The organism is Staphylococcus petrasii, assembly GCF_002902565.1.
GTDB classification, from domain to species: domain Bacteria; phylum Bacillota; class Bacilli; order Staphylococcales; family Staphylococcaceae; genus Staphylococcus; species Staphylococcus petrasii.
This window is the reverse complement of the sequence record NZ_PPRC01000021.1, coordinates 1-18,855: the sequence shown is the minus strand read 5'-3', so window position 1 is coordinate 18,855 and position 18,855 is coordinate 1. Positions and strand designations below refer to the sequence as shown.

At 32.9% G+C, this 18,855-nt stretch carries 20 protein-coding genes; 1 reads left to right on the top strand and 19 read right to left on the bottom strand.

Features of this window, described 5'->3' with window-relative positions; genetic code table 11:
- Positions 1-86 precede the first annotated feature (86 nt).
- Both gndA and CD127_RS04485 read right to left on the bottom strand, forming a co-directional pair.
- Positions 87-1,493 carry an NADP-dependent phosphogluconate dehydrogenase gene (gene gndA, locus CD127_RS04490; protein WP_103297772.1) on the bottom strand — a complete coding sequence of 469 codons (1,407 nt, stop codon included), beginning with the start codon at positions 1,491-1,493 and terminating at the stop codon, positions 87-89.
- 76 nt (positions 1,494-1,569) lie between these two features.
- Complete coding sequence (locus tag CD127_RS04485) at positions 1,570-2,694, bottom strand: M20/M25/M40 family metallo-hydrolase (RefSeq protein WP_103365911.1); 1,125 nt, start codon at positions 2,692-2,694, stop codon at positions 1,570-1,572.
- A gap of 169 nt (positions 2,695-2,863) precedes the next feature.
- On the opposite strand from CD127_RS04485, the gene prli42 reads away from it, so the two are divergent.
- Complete coding sequence (prli42, locus tag CD127_RS12635) at positions 2,864-2,959, top strand: stressosome-associated protein Prli42 (RefSeq protein ID WP_160148974.1); 96 nt, start codon at positions 2,864-2,866, stop codon at positions 2,957-2,959.
- Positions 2,960-3,031: 72 nt separating this feature from the next.
- Here prli42 and CD127_RS04480 read toward each other — a convergent pair whose 3' ends face one another.
- The 17 genes from CD127_RS04480 to CD127_RS04400 form a co-directional block, all read right to left on the bottom strand.
- Entirely contained in the window at positions 3,032-4,009 is a 978-nt protein-coding gene (locus tag CD127_RS04480; protein WP_103365910.1) for an aromatic acid exporter family protein, read from the bottom strand.
- Positions 4,010-4,021: 12 nt separating this feature from the next.
- Positions 4,022-4,459, bottom strand: coding sequence for a bacilliredoxin BrxB (brxB, locus tag CD127_RS04475; protein ID WP_103365909.1), 438 nt, complete (start codon positions 4,457-4,459; stop codon positions 4,022-4,024).
- 103 nt (positions 4,460-4,562) lie between these two features.
- Complete coding sequence (locus tag CD127_RS04470; protein ID WP_103365908.1) at positions 4,563-5,888, bottom strand: dihydrolipoamide acetyltransferase family protein; 1,326 nt, start codon at positions 5,886-5,888, stop codon at positions 4,563-4,565.
- 12 nt (positions 5,889-5,900) lie between these two features.
- Positions 5,901-6,884 carry an alpha-ketoacid dehydrogenase subunit beta gene (locus CD127_RS04465; protein ID WP_103365907.1) on the bottom strand — a complete coding sequence of 328 codons (984 nt, stop codon included), beginning with the start codon at positions 6,882-6,884 and terminating at the stop codon, positions 5,901-5,903.
- Positions 6,877-7,878, bottom strand: a complete 1,002-nt coding sequence (locus tag CD127_RS04460) for a thiamine pyrophosphate-dependent dehydrogenase E1 component subunit alpha (RefSeq protein ID WP_103365906.1) — start codon at positions 7,876-7,878, stop codon at positions 6,877-6,879. The genes CD127_RS04465 and CD127_RS04460 overlap by 8 nt, the downstream gene beginning before the upstream one ends.
- 18 nt (positions 7,879-7,896) lie before the next feature.
- The gene (lpdA, locus tag CD127_RS04455; protein ID WP_103365905.1) at positions 7,897-9,321 is read right to left on the bottom strand and encodes a dihydrolipoyl dehydrogenase; all 1,425 of its coding nucleotides are present in this window, start codon (positions 9,319-9,321) and stop codon (positions 7,897-7,899) included.
- 131 nt (positions 9,322-9,452) lie between these two features.
- Entirely contained in the window at positions 9,453-11,129 is a 1,677-nt protein-coding gene (gene recN / locus CD127_RS04450) for a DNA repair protein RecN (protein ID WP_103365904.1), read from the bottom strand.
- A gap of 15 nt (positions 11,130-11,144) precedes the next feature.
- Positions 11,145-11,597 carry a transcriptional regulator AhrC/ArgR gene (ahrC, locus tag CD127_RS04445; protein WP_103297133.1) on the bottom strand — a complete coding sequence of 151 codons (453 nt, stop codon included), beginning with the start codon at positions 11,595-11,597 and terminating at the stop codon, positions 11,145-11,147.
- A 290-nt stretch (positions 11,598-11,887) separates the two neighbouring features.
- Positions 11,888-12,772, bottom strand: coding sequence for a polyprenyl synthetase family protein (locus CD127_RS04440; protein ID WP_103365903.1), 885 nt, complete (start codon positions 12,770-12,772; stop codon positions 11,888-11,890).
- Positions 12,765-12,980, bottom strand: coding sequence for an exodeoxyribonuclease VII small subunit (locus tag CD127_RS04435; RefSeq protein ID WP_103297135.1), 216 nt, complete (start codon positions 12,978-12,980; stop codon positions 12,765-12,767). The genes CD127_RS04440 and CD127_RS04435 overlap by 8 nt, the downstream gene beginning before the upstream one ends.
- On the bottom strand, positions 12,973-14,310 hold the full coding sequence (gene xseA, locus CD127_RS04430) for an exodeoxyribonuclease VII large subunit (RefSeq protein ID WP_103365902.1): 1,338 nt from the start codon (positions 14,308-14,310) through the stop codon (positions 12,973-12,975). The genes CD127_RS04435 and xseA overlap by 8 nt, the downstream gene beginning before the upstream one ends.
- Positions 14,311-14,325: 15 nt before the next feature.
- Complete coding sequence (gene nusB / locus CD127_RS04425; protein WP_103297137.1) at positions 14,326-14,715, bottom strand: transcription antitermination factor NusB; 390 nt, start codon at positions 14,713-14,715, stop codon at positions 14,326-14,328.
- Between the two features lie 32 nt (positions 14,716-14,747).
- Positions 14,748-15,107, bottom strand: coding sequence for an Asp23/Gls24 family envelope stress response protein (locus CD127_RS04420; RefSeq protein WP_103297138.1), 360 nt, complete (start codon positions 15,105-15,107; stop codon positions 14,748-14,750).
- Positions 15,108-15,120: 13 nt separating this feature from the next.
- The gene (accC, locus tag CD127_RS04415) at positions 15,121-16,476 is read right to left on the bottom strand and encodes an acetyl-CoA carboxylase biotin carboxylase subunit (RefSeq protein ID WP_103297139.1); all 1,356 of its coding nucleotides are present in this window, start codon (positions 16,474-16,476) and stop codon (positions 15,121-15,123) included.
- On the bottom strand, positions 16,476-16,961 hold the full coding sequence (gene accB, locus CD127_RS04410) for an acetyl-CoA carboxylase biotin carboxyl carrier protein (protein WP_103365901.1): 486 nt from the start codon (positions 16,959-16,961) through the stop codon (positions 16,476-16,478). The genes accC and accB overlap by 1 nt, the downstream gene beginning before the upstream one ends.
- A 233-nt stretch (positions 16,962-17,194) precedes the next feature.
- Positions 17,195-17,752: an elongation factor P gene (gene efp / locus CD127_RS04405; protein ID WP_103297141.1), complete on the bottom strand. Its 558-nt coding sequence runs from the start codon at positions 17,750-17,752 to the stop codon at positions 17,195-17,197.
- A 27-nt stretch (positions 17,753-17,779) separates the two neighbouring features.
- The gene (locus CD127_RS04400; RefSeq protein WP_103365958.1) at positions 17,780-18,838 is read right to left on the bottom strand and encodes a M24 family metallopeptidase; all 1,059 of its coding nucleotides are present in this window, start codon (positions 18,836-18,838) and stop codon (positions 17,780-17,782) included.
- Positions 18,839-18,855 lie beyond the last annotated feature (17 nt).

The window sequence follows — 18,855 nt, the reverse complement described above, 5'->3', positions numbered from 1 at the left end:
TGCACAATTAATTATAAAAAATGAAGTAGTAACTTGAATTGCTACTACTTCATCAAAATATATTAATTTTTATATTTTAAAGAGGTTTATTCTTCTACCCATTGAGTATGGAATACGCCTTCTTTATCTTTACGTTCATAAGTATGTGCACCGAAATAGTCACGTTGAGCTTGAATTAAGTTAGCTGGTAAATCTTCTGAACGGTAACTATCATAATAGTTTACACTTGCAGAGAAACCAGGTGTTGGTACACCATTGCGAACACCAGTTGCAACAACGTCTCTCAACGCATCTTGATATTCAGTAACGATGCCTTTGAAGTAAGGATCTAATAATAGATTTTGTAATTCTGCATTATTATCGTAAGCATCTTTAATTTTTTGTAAGAATTGAGCACGGATGATACAACCTTCTCGCCAAATCATAGCAAGATCGCCTAATTTAAGGTTCCATTCATTTTCTTCACTTGCTTTACGCATTTGAGCGAAACCTTGCGCATATGAACAAATTTTACTCATATATAAAGCTTTGCGAATTTTTTCTAAGAATTCCTCTTTATTACCGTCGAATTTAACTTCAGGACCGTTTAATTCTTTAGATGCATTTACACGTTCTTGTTTGATTGAAGAAATGAAACGTGCGAATACAGATTCAGTAATAATTGTTAAAGGAATACCTAATTCTAATGCGTTGATTGAAGTCCATTTACCAGTACCTTTTTGACCGGCTGTATCAAGAATTTTTTCAACTAAAGCTTCATTATTTTCATCTAATTTAGTGAAAATGTCACCAGTGATTTCAATTAAATAACTTTCTAATTCACCAGCATTCCATTCTTTGAAAGTTTTAGAAATTTCTTCATGAGACATACCTAGTAAATCTTTCATCATTGCGTAACTTTCAGCAATTAATTGCATATCTGCATATTCGATACCATTGTGCACCATTTTTACATAATGACCTGCACCATTAGGACCAATGTATTCTACGCATGAAGCGCCATCTTTAGCTTTCGCAGCGATAGCATCTAAAATATCACTTACTTTATTGTACGCAGCTTCTTGACCACCTGGCATTAATGAAGGACCAGTAAGCGCACCAACTTCACCGCCAGATACACCCATTCCAATAAAGTTAATACCACTTTCTGCTAACGCTTTGTTACGACGAATAGTATCTTGGTAATTTGTATTACCACCATCGATTAAAATATCATCGTCATCTAATAAAGGTAATAAGCTGTCAATTGTTGCGTCAGTAGCTGGACCAGCTTTAACCATTAATAAAATTTTACGTGGTTTCTCTAATGAATTAACGAATTCTTCTAAAGAATATGTTGGGTGAATTTGTTTACCTTCTGATTCTTTCACCATTTCGTCAGTTTTTTCGCTTGAGCGATTATATACTGATACGCTGTAACCACGAGATTCAATATTCCATGCTAGGTTTTTACCCATTACAGCTAATCCTACTACACCTATTTGTTGAGTCATATTACTTACCTCTCTCATTCGATTTTTTCAATAGTATTGTATCACAAAACTTGAAAAGACTTCACTAAACTAATAACTATTCACTGACTAATTCAATGATTTTTAATAACTGCTGTGCTAATTGATTTAAAGACTCAACAGCTATACGTTCAGAAGTAGTATGAATATGCTCATATCCTACGCCAAGGATGACTGTTGGAATGCCATACGTATTTATGATACTTCCATCTGAACCACCACCAGCAATAACAGTATTACCACTAAGACCAAGTTTATGTGCACTATTAATTGCATATTGTGTCACTTCATTATCATCTTCAATTTTAAAACCTGGATAACTTTTTTCTATTTCAACTTTAGCTTGTCCACCTAATTCTTGAGCAGTCGTTTCAAATACTTCTTTCATATGAGCGACTTGTTTATCGATACTTTCATCATTATGTGAACGTGCTTCAGCTTCAATAACTACTTCGTCAGCTACAATATTAGTAGCTGAGCCACCATGGAATTTACCAATATTCGCTGTTGTATAATCGTCAATTTGACCTAAACTCATTTTACTAATCGCTTTAGCTGCAATATTGATTGCACTGATGCCTTCATTTGGTGTACTAGCATGCGCTGTTTTACCATGAATAGTTGTTTTCAATACCATTTGTGTTGGCGCGCCCACTACAGTTGTACCTACTGGTTGGCTAGCATCTACTGCATAACCAAATTGAGCATCAAGCATAGATGGATCTAATTCTTTAGCGCCTTTTAATCCAGATTCCTCTCCAACAGTAATCACAAATTGAATTTGGCCATGAGGAATATTATTTTCTTTTAGTACTTCAATTGTTTCAATGATTGCTGCTAACCCGGCTTTATCATCAGAGCCAAGTACAGTTGTACCATCAGAATAAATATAGCCATCATCTTTAACTTGCGGTTTCACATCAATACCTGGAACCACAGTATCCATATGACTCGTAAAGTAAATTTTAGAAACATCTTCTTTAGTCGTTGTGCTTGGTAATGTACAAATTAAATTATTGGCACCTAACCACTCTTTCTCCGATGCATTATCTTCTTTTACTTGTAAACCTAGATCTTCAAATCGTTTTTTTAAAATGGGTTGAATAACTTCTTCGTGACCCGTTTCAGAATTAATTTGAACTAATTCTAAAAATGTATTTAATAAGCGTTGACTGTTTACCATACGTAAAAACCCCTTTCTCATATAATTATTATTTTAACTGACTTTCATCGATATCAAAAATAAATTGATTGCCATTTGTATTAAAATCATTTAAGGTTAATTTATATACTATAATTTAACTATAATTAAAGTTCTTAAGTGGAAACTTGAAATTTAAGGAGCGGCTAAGTTGAATAATAAAGTTTTAAAAGTGATTATTATCATAATGTTAATTGCTGTTGTCGCAGCATTATTATTAACAAGTTTAGTGCCATTAATGCACTAATGAAATTAAGTACGAAATAAAGGGTGAAATGTTAAAATTCAACATTTCACCCTTTATTTTTAAGTAAATAATTTAAATTTCACTGTGTAATCTTAATGAACCAAATTGAGACTTGATATTCAAATACTCTTCTAATTCATTAAGGATTTGCATCATACTTGCGCGTGATCTTAGAGAATGATGCGTCTTTGGTAAAGGCAATTCATCTAAGGATAAGCGTATTTCATATAAAGAATGCAACCTTAAAGCGGTATAATCATTACTATTGACGTTTTCACCAATTTCAGCCAACAAATTAGCTATATCTTCTATTAAAGGATCGTCTACTGTAATCTGATGGATTAAAGGTTGGATTCTACGTAAGAGCTCAAGTTGTTCTTGTCTCATATCAAAGTAGTGATAATACGAATTTTCATTACGACCAAAGTGGTTTTTTACATCTCTAAAAGCAATTGATTTAGCTTTTCGAATATCTAGTTGTATCTTTTCAAAAGACATAACTAAATCATTATTATAATGGGTACAAGCTTCACTATAGGATTTGAATATTTCTTTAAATCCTGATTCCACTTCTCTTTTAAAATCAAGTAATTTTTTATCTAGACTAGGCATAATTAAATTCAATATAAATGCAATTCCTAAGCCAATAGTCAATAGGAGTAGTTCATTGATGATTAGATGTAGATTAATTGTTTTTGCATTAAATACATGTAGCAATATAACACAACTCGTCACGACGCCCTCTTGAACGTTAAGCATAACGGTTAATGGAATAAATAATAAGACGATTAAACCAAGCACTACCGCATTTTGCCCTAATAAACTAAAAATAAGTGAGCCAATTAAGAGGACCAAAACACAAGAAACGACTCGTGATACAATGGCCTGAACAGAATGTACTTTAGTGTGTTTAATACATAAAACAATAAGGATAGCGCTTGAAGCATAATTATCAAGCCCTATCCATTTCGCTAAGATAACGCCTAGCGTTATCCCTACCGCTGTTTTAAGAGTTCTAAATCCAATCTTATAAGGATTTAACTTTAACATGGGTAGTTCCTCTTATCTTTCTTCGCAATATTTTTCGAAAAGACTTTGAAGTTGGTTAATAACATCCATAACGTCATGACCTTCAATTTGATGACGTTCTATCATTTCAGTAATCTTACCATCTTTAATTAGAGCAAAAGATGGACTTGATGGAGCATAGCCTTCAAAATAATCTCGTGCTTGTTGCATTGCTTCTTTATCTTGACCAGCAAATACTGTTACTAATCTATCTGGTAATTTATCATAATGTAATGCGTGACTAGCAGCAGGACGTGCAATACCACCTGCACAACCACAAACAGAGTTAACCATAACTAAAGATGTACCGTTTTGTTGTAAAACTTTATCTACTTCTTCTGCAGTTGTTAATTGTTCATAACCTGCAGATTCAATTTCATTACGTGCTTGCTCTACCACGCCATTCATATATAAATCAAAATTTAAGTCCATGAGAATCACCTTTCTATCATTTCTTTAGTTATTGTCATTCTACTAATTTAATAATCAGAGTTCAAATAGCTTGTCTAGCAGTTATATAACTCTTTCATTAAATTTAATAGATATTAGTATTTTCAACCGAATAATTCTCAATACGTTGTTTAACTTGAGACATAAAGCAACCTGTTTGTACGCCATCAAGAATTCGATGGTCAATAGAGATACATAAATTCACCATGCTTCTAATCGCTATCATGTCATCAATAACGACAGGTCGTTTGACAATCGATTCCACTTGCAAGATAGCAGCTTGAGGATGATTAATAATACCCATTGACGATACAGAACCAAATGTTCCGGTATTATTAACAGTAAATGTACCACCTGACATATCTTCTTGAGTTAATTTACCATTGCGTGCTTTAAGTGCTAATTCGTTAACTTCTCTAGCAATGCCTTTTATAGATTTTTCATCTGCATTTTTAATGACAGGGACATATAACTTATCTTCATCAGCTACCGCAATAGAAATATTGATTTCTTTATGCAATACAATTTCGTTGCCATCCCAACTACTATTTAAGAATGGATTTGCTTTAAGTGCTTCTGCCACTGCTTTTACGAAGAAAGCAAAATACGTTAAGTTATATCCTTCATTTTCTTTAAAACTATTTTTGTGATAATTTCTAGTTTTTACAAGATTAGTAGCATCTACTTCAACCATCATCCAGCCATGTGGAATTTCAGTAACACTTGTCACCATGTTTTGCGCAATTGCTTTACGCACACCTTTTACTGGAATGACTTGGTCATTTTGAGTTGATGATTGAGATGTAACAGGGACATCTTGAGTTTTTAATTCATCTTTTGCCGTAGATGATTGAGTTTGATGAGAAGTATTATTATGGCCTGATTTAATATAAGCTTCGATATCTTTTTTAGTTACTCTATTTTCAAAGCCAGTACCAGGTACTAATGATAAATCTACGTTATTTTCTGAAGCAATTTTAAATACTACAGGAGAAAAACGACCATTATTTTTTGGTGCAGATGATTGCGATTGAGATTGTGACTGAGATTGAAGCGATTGTTGAGGCGCATTTGAGTTATCGTGCTGATCGCTATTTTCATCATTGATTGTAAGTTGATCATCACCACTCAAATTCACATTAAGTTGTTGGTCTTCATTATCATTCGACTCTGCTTCATTTGCACTTTCAATCTTACAAATCACATGATTAATCTCGACTGTTTCACCTTCATCTACACATAGCTCAGTAATGATACCTGAACTAGTAGAAGGCACTTCTGCAGTTACTTTATCAGTAACTACTTCACATAGTGGCTCATATTCATCAACGTGGTCACCCACAGAGACTAACCATTGTTCAATCGTACCTTCGTGTACACTTTCCCCTAATTTTGGCATTTTAATATCCATAATATTGCCTCCTTAAAATTGCGCAAGTTCGCGCATTTTATCTAAGATTTTGTCGGGATTCATCATTACTTCATTTTCAAGATTAGGTGAAAATGGCATTGAAGGCACATCAGGTCCAGCTAGACGCATAATTGGTGCATCTAAATCAAACAAGCAGTTCTCAGCAATAATAGCTGAAACTTCTGACATAATACTACCTTCAAGATTATCTTCTGTAACAAGTAAAATTTTGCCATTATTTTTAGCTCGTTCAATAATCGTTTGTTTATCTAATGGATAAACAGTACGTAAATCAACCACTTCTACACTAATACCATCTGCAGCTAAAATATCTGCAGATTGAAGACAGTAGTTTACGCATAAACCATATGTGAACACAGTAATATCTTCGCCTTCACGTTTAACATCTGCTTTTCCTAATGGTACAGTATAATAATCTTCTGGTACTTCTTCTTTTAAGAAACGATATGCTTTCTTATGTTCAAAGAATAACACGGGATCATTTGATTCAATAGATGATAATAATAGTCCTTTAGCGTCATATGGTGAAGATGGGATAACAATAGTTAATCCAGGTGTAGAGGCAAAAATGCTTTCGACACTTTGTGAATGGTATAAACCGCCATGTACGCCACCGCCGAATGGTGCTCGTATTGTTAAAGGACATTGCCAGTCATTATTTGAACGATAGCGCATTTTAGCAGCTTCACTGATAATTTGATTTACTGCAGGTAAAATGAAATCAGCAAATTGAATTTCCGCGATCGGACGTTTTCCTAACATTGCAGCTCCGATTGCAGTACCAATGATATTTGATTCAGCTAACGGTGTATCTATTACACGTTCAGCACCATATTTTTCTTGTAAACCACGAGTAGCACCAAATACGCCACCTTTACGACCTACATCCTCACCTAAAATGAAGACGTTTTTGTCTTGTTCCATTGCTAAATCTTGTGCTTGTTGAATGGCCTCAATATAGCTCATTTTAGTCATTAGTTATACCTCCTTCAGGGTCATATACATATTGATACGCTTCATTTACTGAAGGATAAGGTGCTTGCTCAGCATCTTTAGTTGCTTTATTCACGATAGCTTTGTGCTCTTCTTCAACTTCACTTAACCATTCTTCATCAATAATGCCTTGTTCTAATAAATAATCTTTAAATTTTAAATTGCAATCCAATGTTTTCAAAGATTCACGTTCTTCTTTAGTACGATATGTATCATCATCGTCTGAAGAATGAGGTGTCATACGACTAGTAACTGCTTCAATTAGCGTTGCACCTTCTCCGTTTAGAGCTCTTTCTCTAGCTTCTTTCATTGCTTTATACATAGCAATAGGATCATTACCATCTACAGTTTCTCCATAAATACCATAGCCAGCAGCTCTATCAGATAATTTTTCTGCAGCATATTGCAGAGAATCAGGTACAGAAATCGCATATTTATTATTTATAATGACGCAAACAAATGGTAATTTATGAACACCTGCGAAGTTTAATCCCTCATGGAAATCACCTTGGTTTGAACTACCTTCACCTACAGTTGCTGTAGCGATATTTGATTTTCCATCCATTTTCAAAGCTAAAGCAGCTCCAACTGAATGTGGGATTTGCGTCGCTACTGGAGAACTTTGTGATAATATGCCTTTTTCACGATGACTAAAATGCGAGGGCATTTGTTTACCACCAGAATTGATATCATCTTTTTTACCAAATGAAGCTAGCATTGTGTCATGTGGTGAAATGCCCATATAAGTGACAAACGCTAAATCTCTATAATAAGGTGATGAAATGTCTCCTTCTTGCATAGCATAAGCCATACCAATTTGTGTTGCTTCTTGACCTTGACCACTTACTACAAATGGTATTTTACCTGCGCGGTTAAGCAACCATAATCTTTCATCTACTTTTCTTCCTAAATCCATCCATTTATAAATTTGTTTGAGGTCTTCTTCTGTAAGGCCGACAGATTTATAATCAATCATCCTATATTTTCCTCCCTGTTAAACGTGAATTGCTCTATTTTCTATTTTTAATCCTAATTCCATTAATACTTCAGATATGGAAGGATGTGCATGTGTGGTTAGACCTAATTCTAATGCAGAACCATTCATAAACTGTAATAATGCTGCTTCGTTTATTAATTCAGAAGCATGCGGTCCTACCATACTTAAACCAATAATTTCTTCGTTATCTTGATTGATGACAACTTCACAAAATCCTCGTTGTTTTGCCTCTTCATCGATAACTGCTTTTCCTATTGCGTTAAATGATGCTTTATATGTACGTGTATTTATTCCTTGAGTTTTAGCCATTTCATTGTTCATCCCAATGGATGCTATTTCAGGATAAGTATATACGCATTTCGGCATTAAATTATAATCTAACGGTATTGGTGGTGTACTGAACATATGTTCAACTGCAATCACACCTTCTTTTGAAGCGACATGTGCAAGTTGTAATTTTCCGATACAATCACCAGCAGCATAAATATGTGCATCCTCTGTCTGTTGAAAATGATTAACCTCGATATAGCCAGCATGATCTGTTTTAATTTTTGTATTATTAAAGCCAATGTCAGATGTATTAGGCATACGTCCTATAGCTATTAAAACTTTTTCAGCTTCAACAGATTGGTCATTATTCACCGTTATTGATACATTGTCCGTATTAATTGAAATTGAAGATTCATCTAATTGACAATTTTCAAAAAATGTTACGCCTCTCTGCTCTAAATTATCTTTAAGGAATTTAGCGATTTGTTTACTCTCAGTAGGCAAGATGCGTTCATTCGCTTCAATAACTGAAACCTTTACACCTAAATCAATTAAAAGTGAAGCGAATTCAAGTCCAATTACGCCCCCACCAATAATAGCCATACTATCAGGCAATTCCGTCATCTCTAATAAGTCATTGCTTGAAATAATATGTTCGTTATCAAAGTCTAAGAATGGCAATGGTCTAGGACTCGTACCAGTAGCAATCAATACATATTGATTTGGCAATAACTCAGATTCTCCATTATTGTATTCCACTGATATTGTACCACTTTGTGGAGAAAAGATTGAAGTGCCCATAATTCGGCCAGTCCCATTGTAAACATCAATATGATTTGTTTGCATTAATGCATTGACGCCTTTATGCATTTGTTCAACAATCTCGGTTTTTCTTGCCATCATTTTTGAATAATCAATCGTAAAGTCGTCCACATTCACACCAAAGTTTGAAGATTCTTTAACTGTGCGTGTCACTTCAGCCGATTTTAATAGCGCTTTAGTTGGGATACACCCTTTATGTAAACATGTGCCACCTAACAAAGATTGTTCAACGATAGCTACTGTTTTACCTAATTGTGAGGCACGGATGGCTGCTACATATCCTGCAGTTCCTCCACCTAACACAACTAGGTCATATTGTTTTTCAGACATGTTCTTACTCCTAACTTGTCTAAACTTAGATAGAGAGCGTGAAACGATTCAGTTCACACCCTCTTATAAGTTGAAATTATTTATACTTAGTTATTTTACATCAAATTTATAAATTCTGAACATAATCCTTACTATTTTCTACGATTTTGTTCAATCATTTCCTTAGCATTTTCACGCGTTAAATCAGTCACGCTGGCACCTGAAATCATGCGCGCAATTTCATCTATTTTATCGCCGTCTTCAAGTTCTTTTACTTGAGTCGTAGTTCGATCTTCATTAGAAGCTTTACTAATTAATAAATGATGATCACTCATAGAGGCAACTTGAGGTAAATGTGAGATACAAATAACTTGAATATATTGTGCTATATCTCGCATTTTCTCAGCCATTTTTTGTGCTGCTTGACCTGATACACCTGAATCTACTTCGTCAAATAAAATTGCTGTTTGGCCTCTGGACTGAACGAAGATACTTTTAAGCGCTAACATAATACGCGACAGTTCCCCACCTGAAGCGATTTTATTTAAACTTTTAAGTGGTTCACCTTTATTTGGGCTAATTAAGAATTCTACAAATTCTATACCTTCTATTGTCGGTTTATCAAGAGGTTGGAAAGAAATTTCAAGATTTGCATCTTTCATTTGTAAATTTTGAATCTCTTTAACGATGTGATCTCTTAATTCACGTGCAACTTTACGACGTTCTTTAGAAAGTGCTTTACCAACGCTGATTACTTCTTTATAAAGCTGTGAAATTTCTTCTTTTAATTGTGAAGTACTTTCTTCGTAATTTTCGATTTTAGAAATTTCACTTTCAAGTTTATCTTGATAAGTGATTAATTCGCTGATATCTTTTCCGTATTTACGTTTAAGATTATTAAGTAAATTCATTCTAGATTCCAGTTCATTTAACACTTGCTCATCGAACTCTGTATTAGACATTTCATCATATAACTCATGCTTAGCATCTTCTAAAGTATAGTAGAATTGGTCGACTTCTTCTTTTAATTTATTATATTTATCTGGAAGAATATCATTAATAGCCTGTAAATGGTTACTAAATTCGTACAGTCTATCAGTAATAGCATGTTCATCAGTTAATGCGACATGTGCGTTATTTAATGCCAAACTTAACTTTTCAGAGTTTTGAATTCGACGAATGTCAACTTCAAGTTGCTCAGTTTCCCCTTCTTTTAAAGAAGCTTCTTTTAATTCTTCAAATTGAAATTTCATTAAATCTAAACGTTGTAATAAAGCTTGGTCTGCTGATTCGAGTTCTTCTAATTCTCTAGTTTTATTTTTATATTCATTAAATAAATGATGATATTTTTCTTTAGTATCTAAATATTTATCTTCAGCATAATCATCCAGTAATTGGAGATGATATTTTTGTTTTAATAATACTTGTGTTTCATGTTGCCCATGTATATCTAAAAGCTCTTGCATGACTTTACGCAAGTCTTGAAGGGTAACAGTTTGATTATTGATTTTACATATACTTTTTCCAGAACTAAAAATTTCTCTTTTAACTAATAAAAAGTCTTCATCTATGTCGATATCTAAGCTTTTCAGAACAGATATAGCATCTTTACTATTATCGATATCGAATATACCTTCAATAATCGCTTTTTTCTCTCCATGCCTTACATAGTCTGATGAAGCACGCATACCAATCAATTGTCCGATTGCATCAATAATAATCGATTTACCGGAACCAGTTTCCCCACTTAAGACAGTTAAGCCATCTGAAAATTGGATTTCCAGTTCATCAATGATAGCAAATTGTTTTATTGATAAGGTTTGTAACATGAATTCATCGCATCCTTATAATAAATTAAAAATTCTAGTTTTAATTGTATTACTTGCTTCTTCATCTTTACAAATTAAAAGACAAGTATCATCACCACAAATTGTTCCTAAAACTTCATCCCAATCGATTTGGTCTAAAATAGCACCGATAGATTGGGCATTCCCAGGAAGTGTTTTTAAAACAAGTAAGTTTCCTGTACCTTCAATGTTAACAAATGAATCCATTAAGTAACGGCCTAGTTTTTCAAGCGGATGATATTTACGATCATTCGGCAAGCTATAAACATATTGACCTGAAGGTGTAGGTACTTTAATTAATTGTAGTTCTTTTATATCTCGTGAAACGGTTGCTTGTGTAACATTTAAATCATATTCATTAAGACGCTTAACTAGTTCATCTTGTGTTTCAATCTGTTCACTTGAGATAATTTCTCGGATTTTTATATGTCTCACTGATTTTTTAGCCATTGTGAACACTCCTAGTTTCGAATATTTATACAATGATTTTAACACAACCCTTTTGGAACTACTACTAAAGTTAACTACTTATAAAGGTTGTCATATCAGATATTCAAGGTTGATTTTCATGTTGATTTGTGTTCGTAAGAATATATTTATTACATCTAAATGTATAAACTTATACATATTAAAACAATATTTCCTTTTATTTATAACAAATCTATCTATTTTATAAAATTGAAAAATCCTTCTAAGAATAGATGCTTAGAAGGATTTATTTTAAATTTATACTTTATCGTTTAGTGATCTCTATTATAAAATAATTCAACTATGTCTAATAAAGGTGTAATATCATAATGAGTTTTAAGCGAATTTAGCGCTTCAATTGCTGCATTTCTATGCCATTCTAATTTTTCTTCAGCGCCATCTTTACCTAATAAAGAAACGTAAGTGCTTTTATTATTTTCTAAGTCGCTACCCACTTTTTTACCTAATTTTTGTTCGTCACCATAGATATCTAATAAATCATCTTTAATTTGGAACATTAATCCTAAATTGTCGCTAAATTTTTCTAATGCAGTTGAAGTGCTGTCGCTTACTTCAGCAATATCCGCAGCACTTAAAATAGCAAACTGTAATAATGCACCTGTTTTGGCTCTGTGAATTTGCTCTAATGTAGTTAAATCTACTGAGCTATCTTCTTCACTTTCCATATCTAGTGTTTGACCACCTACCATACCTAAGTGACCACTAGCATGAGCTAAACGAGAGATGACTTTTACTTTTACATCAGGCTTAAGTAATTTATCATTTGCTACGACTTCGAATGCTTTAGTTAATAAAGCATCACCAGCAAGTATAGCTTTCCATTCACCATAAACTTTATGATTTGTCAGTTTACCTCGTCTATAATCGTCATTATCCATAGCAGGTAAGTCATCATGTACAAGTGAATAAGTGTGAATCATTTCAAGCGCTAATGCTGTTTGAATCCCTTTATTGTAATCTTCATTTAAAACATTAAGCGTTAATAAAACAAGTAAAGGACGAATACGTTTACCGCCAGCATTTAGAGAATAACGCATACTTTCTTCTAAATTTGTATTAAGTGAAGAATCTTCAATTCTCTCATTAAGTAAAGTATTAATTTGTTCAATTAATTCATTTGTTGATAATTTACTCATTATCGGCACCCTCTGTTTCATCTTTAATTAATTGATTTACTTTATTTTCAGCATCTTTTAAAGTCGTTTCGCAAGCAGCAGATAATTTCATTCCACGTTGGTATAGATTCAATGATTCTTCTAATGATACTGTTTCATTATCCAATTTTTGAACTATATTCTCTAATTCTTGCATCATTTCTTCAAAACTTTGTTGTTCTTTACTCATCTTTACACCTAACTTTCTTAACAGTAGCATTGACGCTACCATCTTTCATAGATAATGTAATCTCGTCGTTTTCTTTTAAATCATGTGTACTTGTTATGACTTTATCATTTTTATTAACAATTGTATAACCTCTTAACATGATATTAGTAGGACTTAAATTATTAAGTTGTTCTACTTTATTTTGTAATTTAACTCTACTATGTTCAATAGTTTGAGTGGTTACATTTATTAAACGATGACGATGACTAGAAACTGTTTTTTGATTTTGTAAAATAGTGCGATTGAAATTTTTTAAATTAAAATGATTTTGCAATAATTTTATGCTATTTTTCTTACTTTCAATACTTAATAATAATTTTTGTCTTAATTGTTTCTCTAAATCATCTCGTCGTTGAATTTGTTGGTCATATAGTAATGATGGTTGCTTAAATTTGTAATATGACGCTAAATAATCTAAATGTTTATATTGCTTTTCAACGTATTGTTTAATAAATTTCGTTAATGAAAATTGATACTGCTTAATTTGTTGTAATAATTCATACTGATCTGGTGTGGCAATTACTGCCGCTTGGGTAGGCGTAGCAGCTCTAACATCGGCCACAAAGTCACTCAATGTAAAATCAGTTTCATGACCGACCGCTGAGATGATAGGTGTTTGACAATTGAAAATAGCTTTGACGACTTCTTCTTCATTAAAGTTCCATAAATCTTCTATAGAACCTCCGCCACGACCCAAAATAATAGTATATACATTTAAACTATCGGCATATTCAATTTTTTCGATAATATCATTTTTAGCTTGGGCTCCTTGCACTAAAGTACTAATTGAAATCTTCTCTACAAGAGGATAACGGCTATCAATTGTTGAATGAATATCACGAATAGCCGCCCCAGTACTTGCAGTCAAAATTGCTATTTTTTTAGGGTATTTAGGTATCGCTTTTTTATATTCTTTATTGAAAAAGCCTTGTTTAGCTAACTTTTGTTTAAGTTCTTCTAATTTTTGATAGAGGTTACCAATACCATCCAGTTCCATTTTATTAACGTAGATTTGATAATTCCCTCGACGTTCATATACTGAAACTCTAGCTTCAAGTAATACTTCATCGCCCTCTTTAGGGTCAAATGTAAGTTGAGAAGCGTTCCCTTTGAACATCATTGCACTGATAACACTATCTTTATCTTTAACATTAAAATACAGATGACCACTTGAATGTTTTTTAAAATTTGATAACTCACCTTTAAGAAGTACTGATTTTAAATGCGGATCTTGATCAAATTTGTATTTAATATATTTAGTTAAAGTTGAAACACTTAGATATTCAGACATAGACATCACTCAATACTAATTTTTTATATTACTTAATACACCGTTGATAAATTTATAATGATCGTCATCACTAAATTGTTTAGTAAGTTCGACAGCTTCATTAATAATTACTTTTGGAGGTGTTTCACTATGAAGAAGTTCAAAAGTAGCCATACGTAAAATGATACGATCACTTTTTAATAGACGTTGGATTGACCAATCTTTAAGTTTAGGTTCGATTGTTTCATCAAGTACTGGTTCATGATCTTTGACACCCGTAACTAACCAGTGAATGAAATCAAAATCTAAATCTGGGTAATCATCTTTAATAAAGTTAATTGCCTCATTAATAGTCAAATCCGTATCTTTCATTTCTAATTGAAATAATGTTTGAAATGCTTGTTTTCTAGCTTCTTTACGACTCATAACAAACTCCTTATTTTAATATTTGTTCTAATCTATTCAGCAGTAATATGCATGATATGAATGTTAATCTCTTTAGGTTCAATAGCAGTCATTGTTTTAATAGAATTGAAAATATTTGCTTGGATTTTACTTGCAAATTTAGAGATTTTAACGCCATGTTTAATTGAACAGTAGACATCAATGTGAATACCATCATCTTTTGCTTCAATTTTTAAATTTTTACTTAAATTCTTTCTACTGATTTTTTCTAAGTTAGTGTTATTTAAGTCGGCGAAGTGTCCTGTTACTCCTTCAATTTCAGATACTGCGATGCTCGCAATAACTGAGATAACTTCAGGCGCTATTTCAACTTTACCTAAATTAGAATTTGAATAATCTGCTACTTTTACCATTTGATTTAACCTCCTACTCAGTATCACCCATAATATTATACTTTTCTAAGAAATTTGTATTAAAATTACCACTTCTAAATATATCGTTATTCATTAATTTTAAATGGAATGGAATTGTTGTATCAATTCCTAAAATTAGATACTCACTTAATGCTCTAATACCAGTCATAATCGCTTCATCTCTAGTTGGTTCATGAACGATTAATTTAGCTACCATTGAGTCATAATATGGAGGTATAGTGTAATTTGTATAACATGCTGATTCAATACGCACACCATATCCGCCCGGCGCTATATATTGTGTGATTTTTCCTGGAGAAGGCATAAAGTTTTTATATGGATTCTCAGCGTTAATTCTATATTCAATTGCATGACCACTAATTGAAATGTCTTCTTGTTTGTAAGGAAGAGGTTCACCCATAGCTACTTTTAATTGAAGTTTAACTAAGTCGATACCTGTTACCATTTCAGTTACCGGATGCTCTACTTGAATACGCGTATTCATTTCCATAAAGTAGAATTTATCGTCATTTAAATCATAAATAAATTCAATTGTACCTGCGTTTTCATAATTCACTGCTTTAGCAGCTCTGACAGCAGCATTTCCCATCTCTTGACGTGTTTTTTCAGAAAGAATTGGAGAAGGAGATTCTTCTACTAACTTTTGCATACGTCTTTGGATCGTACAATCACGTTCACCCAAATGAATGACATTACCAAATTGGTCACCAATCACTTGAATTTCAATGTGACGGAAGTTTTCGATGAATTTCTCAAGATACAATCCACCATTTCCGAATGCAGTTTCAGCTTCTTGTTGTGTCATACGGAAACCATTTTCTAATTCTTTTTCATCACGAGCGACACGAATTCCTTTACCGCCACCACCAGCAGTAGCTTTGATAATCACTGGATATCCAATTTCATTAGCAATTTTTTTAGCATCACTTACTGTTTCAACTAAACCATCGCTACCAGGCACAACTGGAACGTTAGCTGCTATCATTTCCGCTTTAGCTACGTCTTTAATACCCATTTTTTGAATAGATTCATAACTTGGACCAATAAACTTCAATTGACATGCTTCACATAATTCAGCGAAATCGCCATTCTCAGCTAAAAATCCATAACCAGGATGAACACCGTCACAACCTGTAGACGTTGCTATAGATAAGATATTAGGAATATTTAAATATGAATCTTTAGACTGTGTAGGACCGACGCAATATGCTTCATCAGCAATTTGAGTATGTAGCGCGTCTTTATCTCCTTCAGAATAGATTGCAACAGTTTGAATACCTAAATCATGACATGCTCTAATAATTCTAACCGCAATTTCCCCACGGTTAGCAATTAATATCTTTTTCATTATTTCACCTTAAATAACGGTTGGCCATACTCTACCATTTGTCCGTCTTCTACTAATATTTCTACGATTTCACCAGAAATCTCTGCTTGTATTTCATTAAATAATTTCATAGCTTCTAAAATACAAACTGTTGAATCATCAGATACTTTATCGCCTACTTTAACATATGCATCTTCTTCAGGAGACGGTGATTTATAGAATGTACCGACCATAGGCGCATTAATTGTTTGATAGTTAGCATCTGCATCAGAAGCACTCTCAGAGCTTGTTGATGATGTAGCTTCTGTTGTAGTTTGCGGTTGAGAAACTGTAGGTTGAGGTGCAGCTACAGGTGCTTGTGGTTGAGCGTATTGAGGGGTAATGATTTCAGTTTCTTTTTGTTTTTTTAAGTTAACTACGCTACCTTTATTATCTTCAATATTAATTTCAGTTAAACTTGATTGATCAAGAATTTCGATTAATTCTTTTATTTCTTTAAAATTCATAAGTGGATAACTCCTTGACTTTGTTTTCATCTACCAATCTATTTTACTTGACTGTTACAACCAATTCAAGCATGTGTCATTTTCAATTCAAACGCTTAGAGATAATTTGTGTCATTTTTTTGTTTGAAAATGAAGTACAAGTACATTTTCAAAATAATTAGTTACTTTTAAGAAAATAAAAAACCCTAAGACAAAGATTATGTCTTAGAGTTTATAAAAAATAAAGTTAACTATTAACCTCTTGAAATATAGCTACCATCGCTAGTGTTGATAACTAAAATGTCACCTTCATTTACGAATAAAGGTACGTTTAAAGTATAACCTGTTTCAACTGTAGCAGATTTAGTAGCACCTGTTGCAGTATCACCTTTGATACCAGGTTCTGTTTCAGTAACTTCTAATTCAACAGTTTTTGGTAATTCAACTCCAATTGTTTCACCTTCGTATGATTGGATTTGAACTTCCATGTTAGCTTTTAAGAATTTTAATTCGTCTTTTAAGTAATCACCTGATAACTCAGTTTGATCAAATGTTTCATTATCCATGAATACATGATTGTCGCCATCAGCATATAAGTATTGCATACGACGGTTTTCAATCATAGCTTGTTCTACTTTTTCACCAGCTCTAAATGTTTTTTCTTGAATAGCGCCAGTTCTTAAGTTACGTAATTTAGAACGTACAAAGGCAGAACCTTTACCTGGTTTTACGTGTTGGAAATCAATAACTTTCCAAATACCATTATCTACAGAAATAGTTAAACCTGTTTTAAAATCATTAACCGAAATCATTCAGTTTCCTCCTCAATTATACGCTTACTATAAAATAATAAGGTCTTTCGTACATTTAGTAAAGACTTCACAACCATTTTCAGTGATTAAAATGTCATCTTCTATACGTACCCCACCAAGACCGTCGACATAAATACCTGGTTCAATAGTAACACAGTTATTTACTTCAATTGTACCATTTGCATTTTTAGACAATAATGGCCCTTCATGAATTTCTAATCCAATACCATGACCTAAAGAATGTCCGAATTCTGCACCATAACCATGTGCGTCTATATAATCTCTGGATAATGCATCAGCTTCTTCTACGCTCATACCAGGTTTAATTTCATTAATAGCCTTAATTTGAGATTTAAGAACGATATCATAAATTTCTTTTAATTTTGCGTCAGGTTCACCTATAGCGAAAGTACGTGTAATGTCTGAACAGTAGCCTCTATAATATGCACCAAAGTCTAAAGTAATCATGTCACCTTGTTCAATGACTTTATCACTTGCTACCCCATGAGGTAGAGCGCCTCTGTAACCTGAAGCTACAATAGTGTCGAACGAAGGACCGTCAGCACCAAGTTCTAACATTTTACTTTCTAATAACGCTTTTACTTCCCTTTCAGTCATTCCAGCTTTAACTGTTTCTAAAAGATAATTATAAGTGTCGTCAACAATTTTAGCGGCAACTTTAATTTTCTCTATTTCTTCAGGAGTCTTAATTTCTCTGATGTGTTCAATTTCATTTCCAATACTAACCAATTGAGCCGTAGCTTTGTTAAGGTTTTGATATGTATCATAACTCACTAAATGACCTTCAAAACCTACTTTTTGAAAATTTTGACTATTTATGATTGAAATAATTTCATCATTAATACTTCCACTTCTGTTGATAATTTCAAAATTAGTAGCTTGATTAGTCGCTTGTTCAATATAACGGAAATCTGTGATTAATTTGTTCTCATTTTTTGATATGAGAAGTGCACCACTTGTCCCCGTAAATTCAGAAATATATCTACGGTTATAATCTGATAAAATCACTAAAGCATCTAAATCTTGTTTGTTAAGTAAGTCGTGAATTTTCGCTATTTTGTCCATATTGTTCACCTCTTGTA

Bases quoted from the DNA above. Each gene is read 5' to 3' on its own strand.
- CD127_RS04440 (WP_103365903.1), bottom strand. From the start codon at position 12,772: ATGAGTAAATTATCAACAAATGAATTAATTGAACAAATTAATACTTTA.
- xseA (WP_103365902.1), bottom strand. From the start codon at position 14,310: ATGTCTGAATATCTAAGTGTTTCAACTTTAACTAAATATATTAAATAC.
- nusB (WP_103297137.1), bottom strand. From the start codon at position 14,715: ATGAGTCGTAAAGAAGCTAGAAAACAAGCATTTCAAACATTATTTCAA.
- CD127_RS04470 (WP_103365908.1), bottom strand. From the start codon at position 5,888: ATGGATATTAAAATGCCAAAATTAGGGGAAAGTGTACACGAAGGTACG.
- CD127_RS04480 (WP_103365910.1), bottom strand. From the start codon at position 4,009: ATGTTAAAGTTAAATCCTTATAAGATTGGATTTAGAACTCTTAAAACA.
- CD127_RS04400 (WP_103365958.1), bottom strand. From the start codon at position 18,838: ATGGACAAAATAGCGAAAATTCACGACTTACTTAACAAACAAGATTTA.
- CD127_RS04460 (WP_103365906.1), bottom strand. From the start codon at position 7,878: ATGATTGATTATAAATCTGTCGGCCTTACAGAAGAAGACCTCAAACAA.
- ahrC (WP_103297133.1), bottom strand. From the start codon at position 11,597: ATGGCTAAAAAATCAGTGAGACATATAAAAATCCGAGAAATTATCTCA.
- brxB (WP_103365909.1), bottom strand. From the start codon at position 4,459: ATGGACTTAAATTTTGATTTATATATGAATGGCGTGGTAGAGCAAGCA.
- recN (WP_103365904.1), bottom strand. From the start codon at position 11,129: ATGTTACAAACCTTATCAATAAAACAATTTGCTATCATTGATGAACTG.
- efp (WP_103297141.1), bottom strand. From the start codon at position 17,752: ATGATTTCGGTTAATGATTTTAAAACAGGTTTAACTATTTCTGTAGAT.
- accB (WP_103365901.1), bottom strand. From the start codon at position 16,961: ATGAATTTTAAAGAAATAAAAGAATTAATCGAAATTCTTGATCAATCA.
- CD127_RS04420 (WP_103297138.1), bottom strand. From the start codon at position 15,107: ATGGTAAAAGTAGCAGATTATTCAAATTCTAATTTAGGTAAAGTTGAA.
- CD127_RS04485 (WP_103365911.1), bottom strand. From the start codon at position 2,694: ATGGTAAACAGTCAACGCTTATTAAATACATTTTTAGAATTAGTTCAA.
- CD127_RS04465 (WP_103365907.1), bottom strand. From the start codon at position 6,884: ATGACTAAAATGAGCTATATTGAGGCCATTCAACAAGCACAAGATTTA.
- lpdA (WP_103365905.1), bottom strand. From the start codon at position 9,321: ATGTCTGAAAAACAATATGACCTAGTTGTGTTAGGTGGAGGAACTGCA.
- accC (WP_103297139.1), bottom strand. From the start codon at position 16,476: ATGAAAAAGATATTAATTGCTAACCGTGGGGAAATTGCGGTTAGAATT.
- gndA (WP_103297772.1), bottom strand. From the start codon at position 1,493: ATGACTCAACAAATAGGTGTAGTAGGATTAGCTGTAATGGGTAAAAAC.
- CD127_RS04435 (WP_103297135.1), bottom strand. From the start codon at position 12,980: ATGAGTAAAGAACAACAAAGTTTTGAAGAAATGATGCAAGAATTAGAG.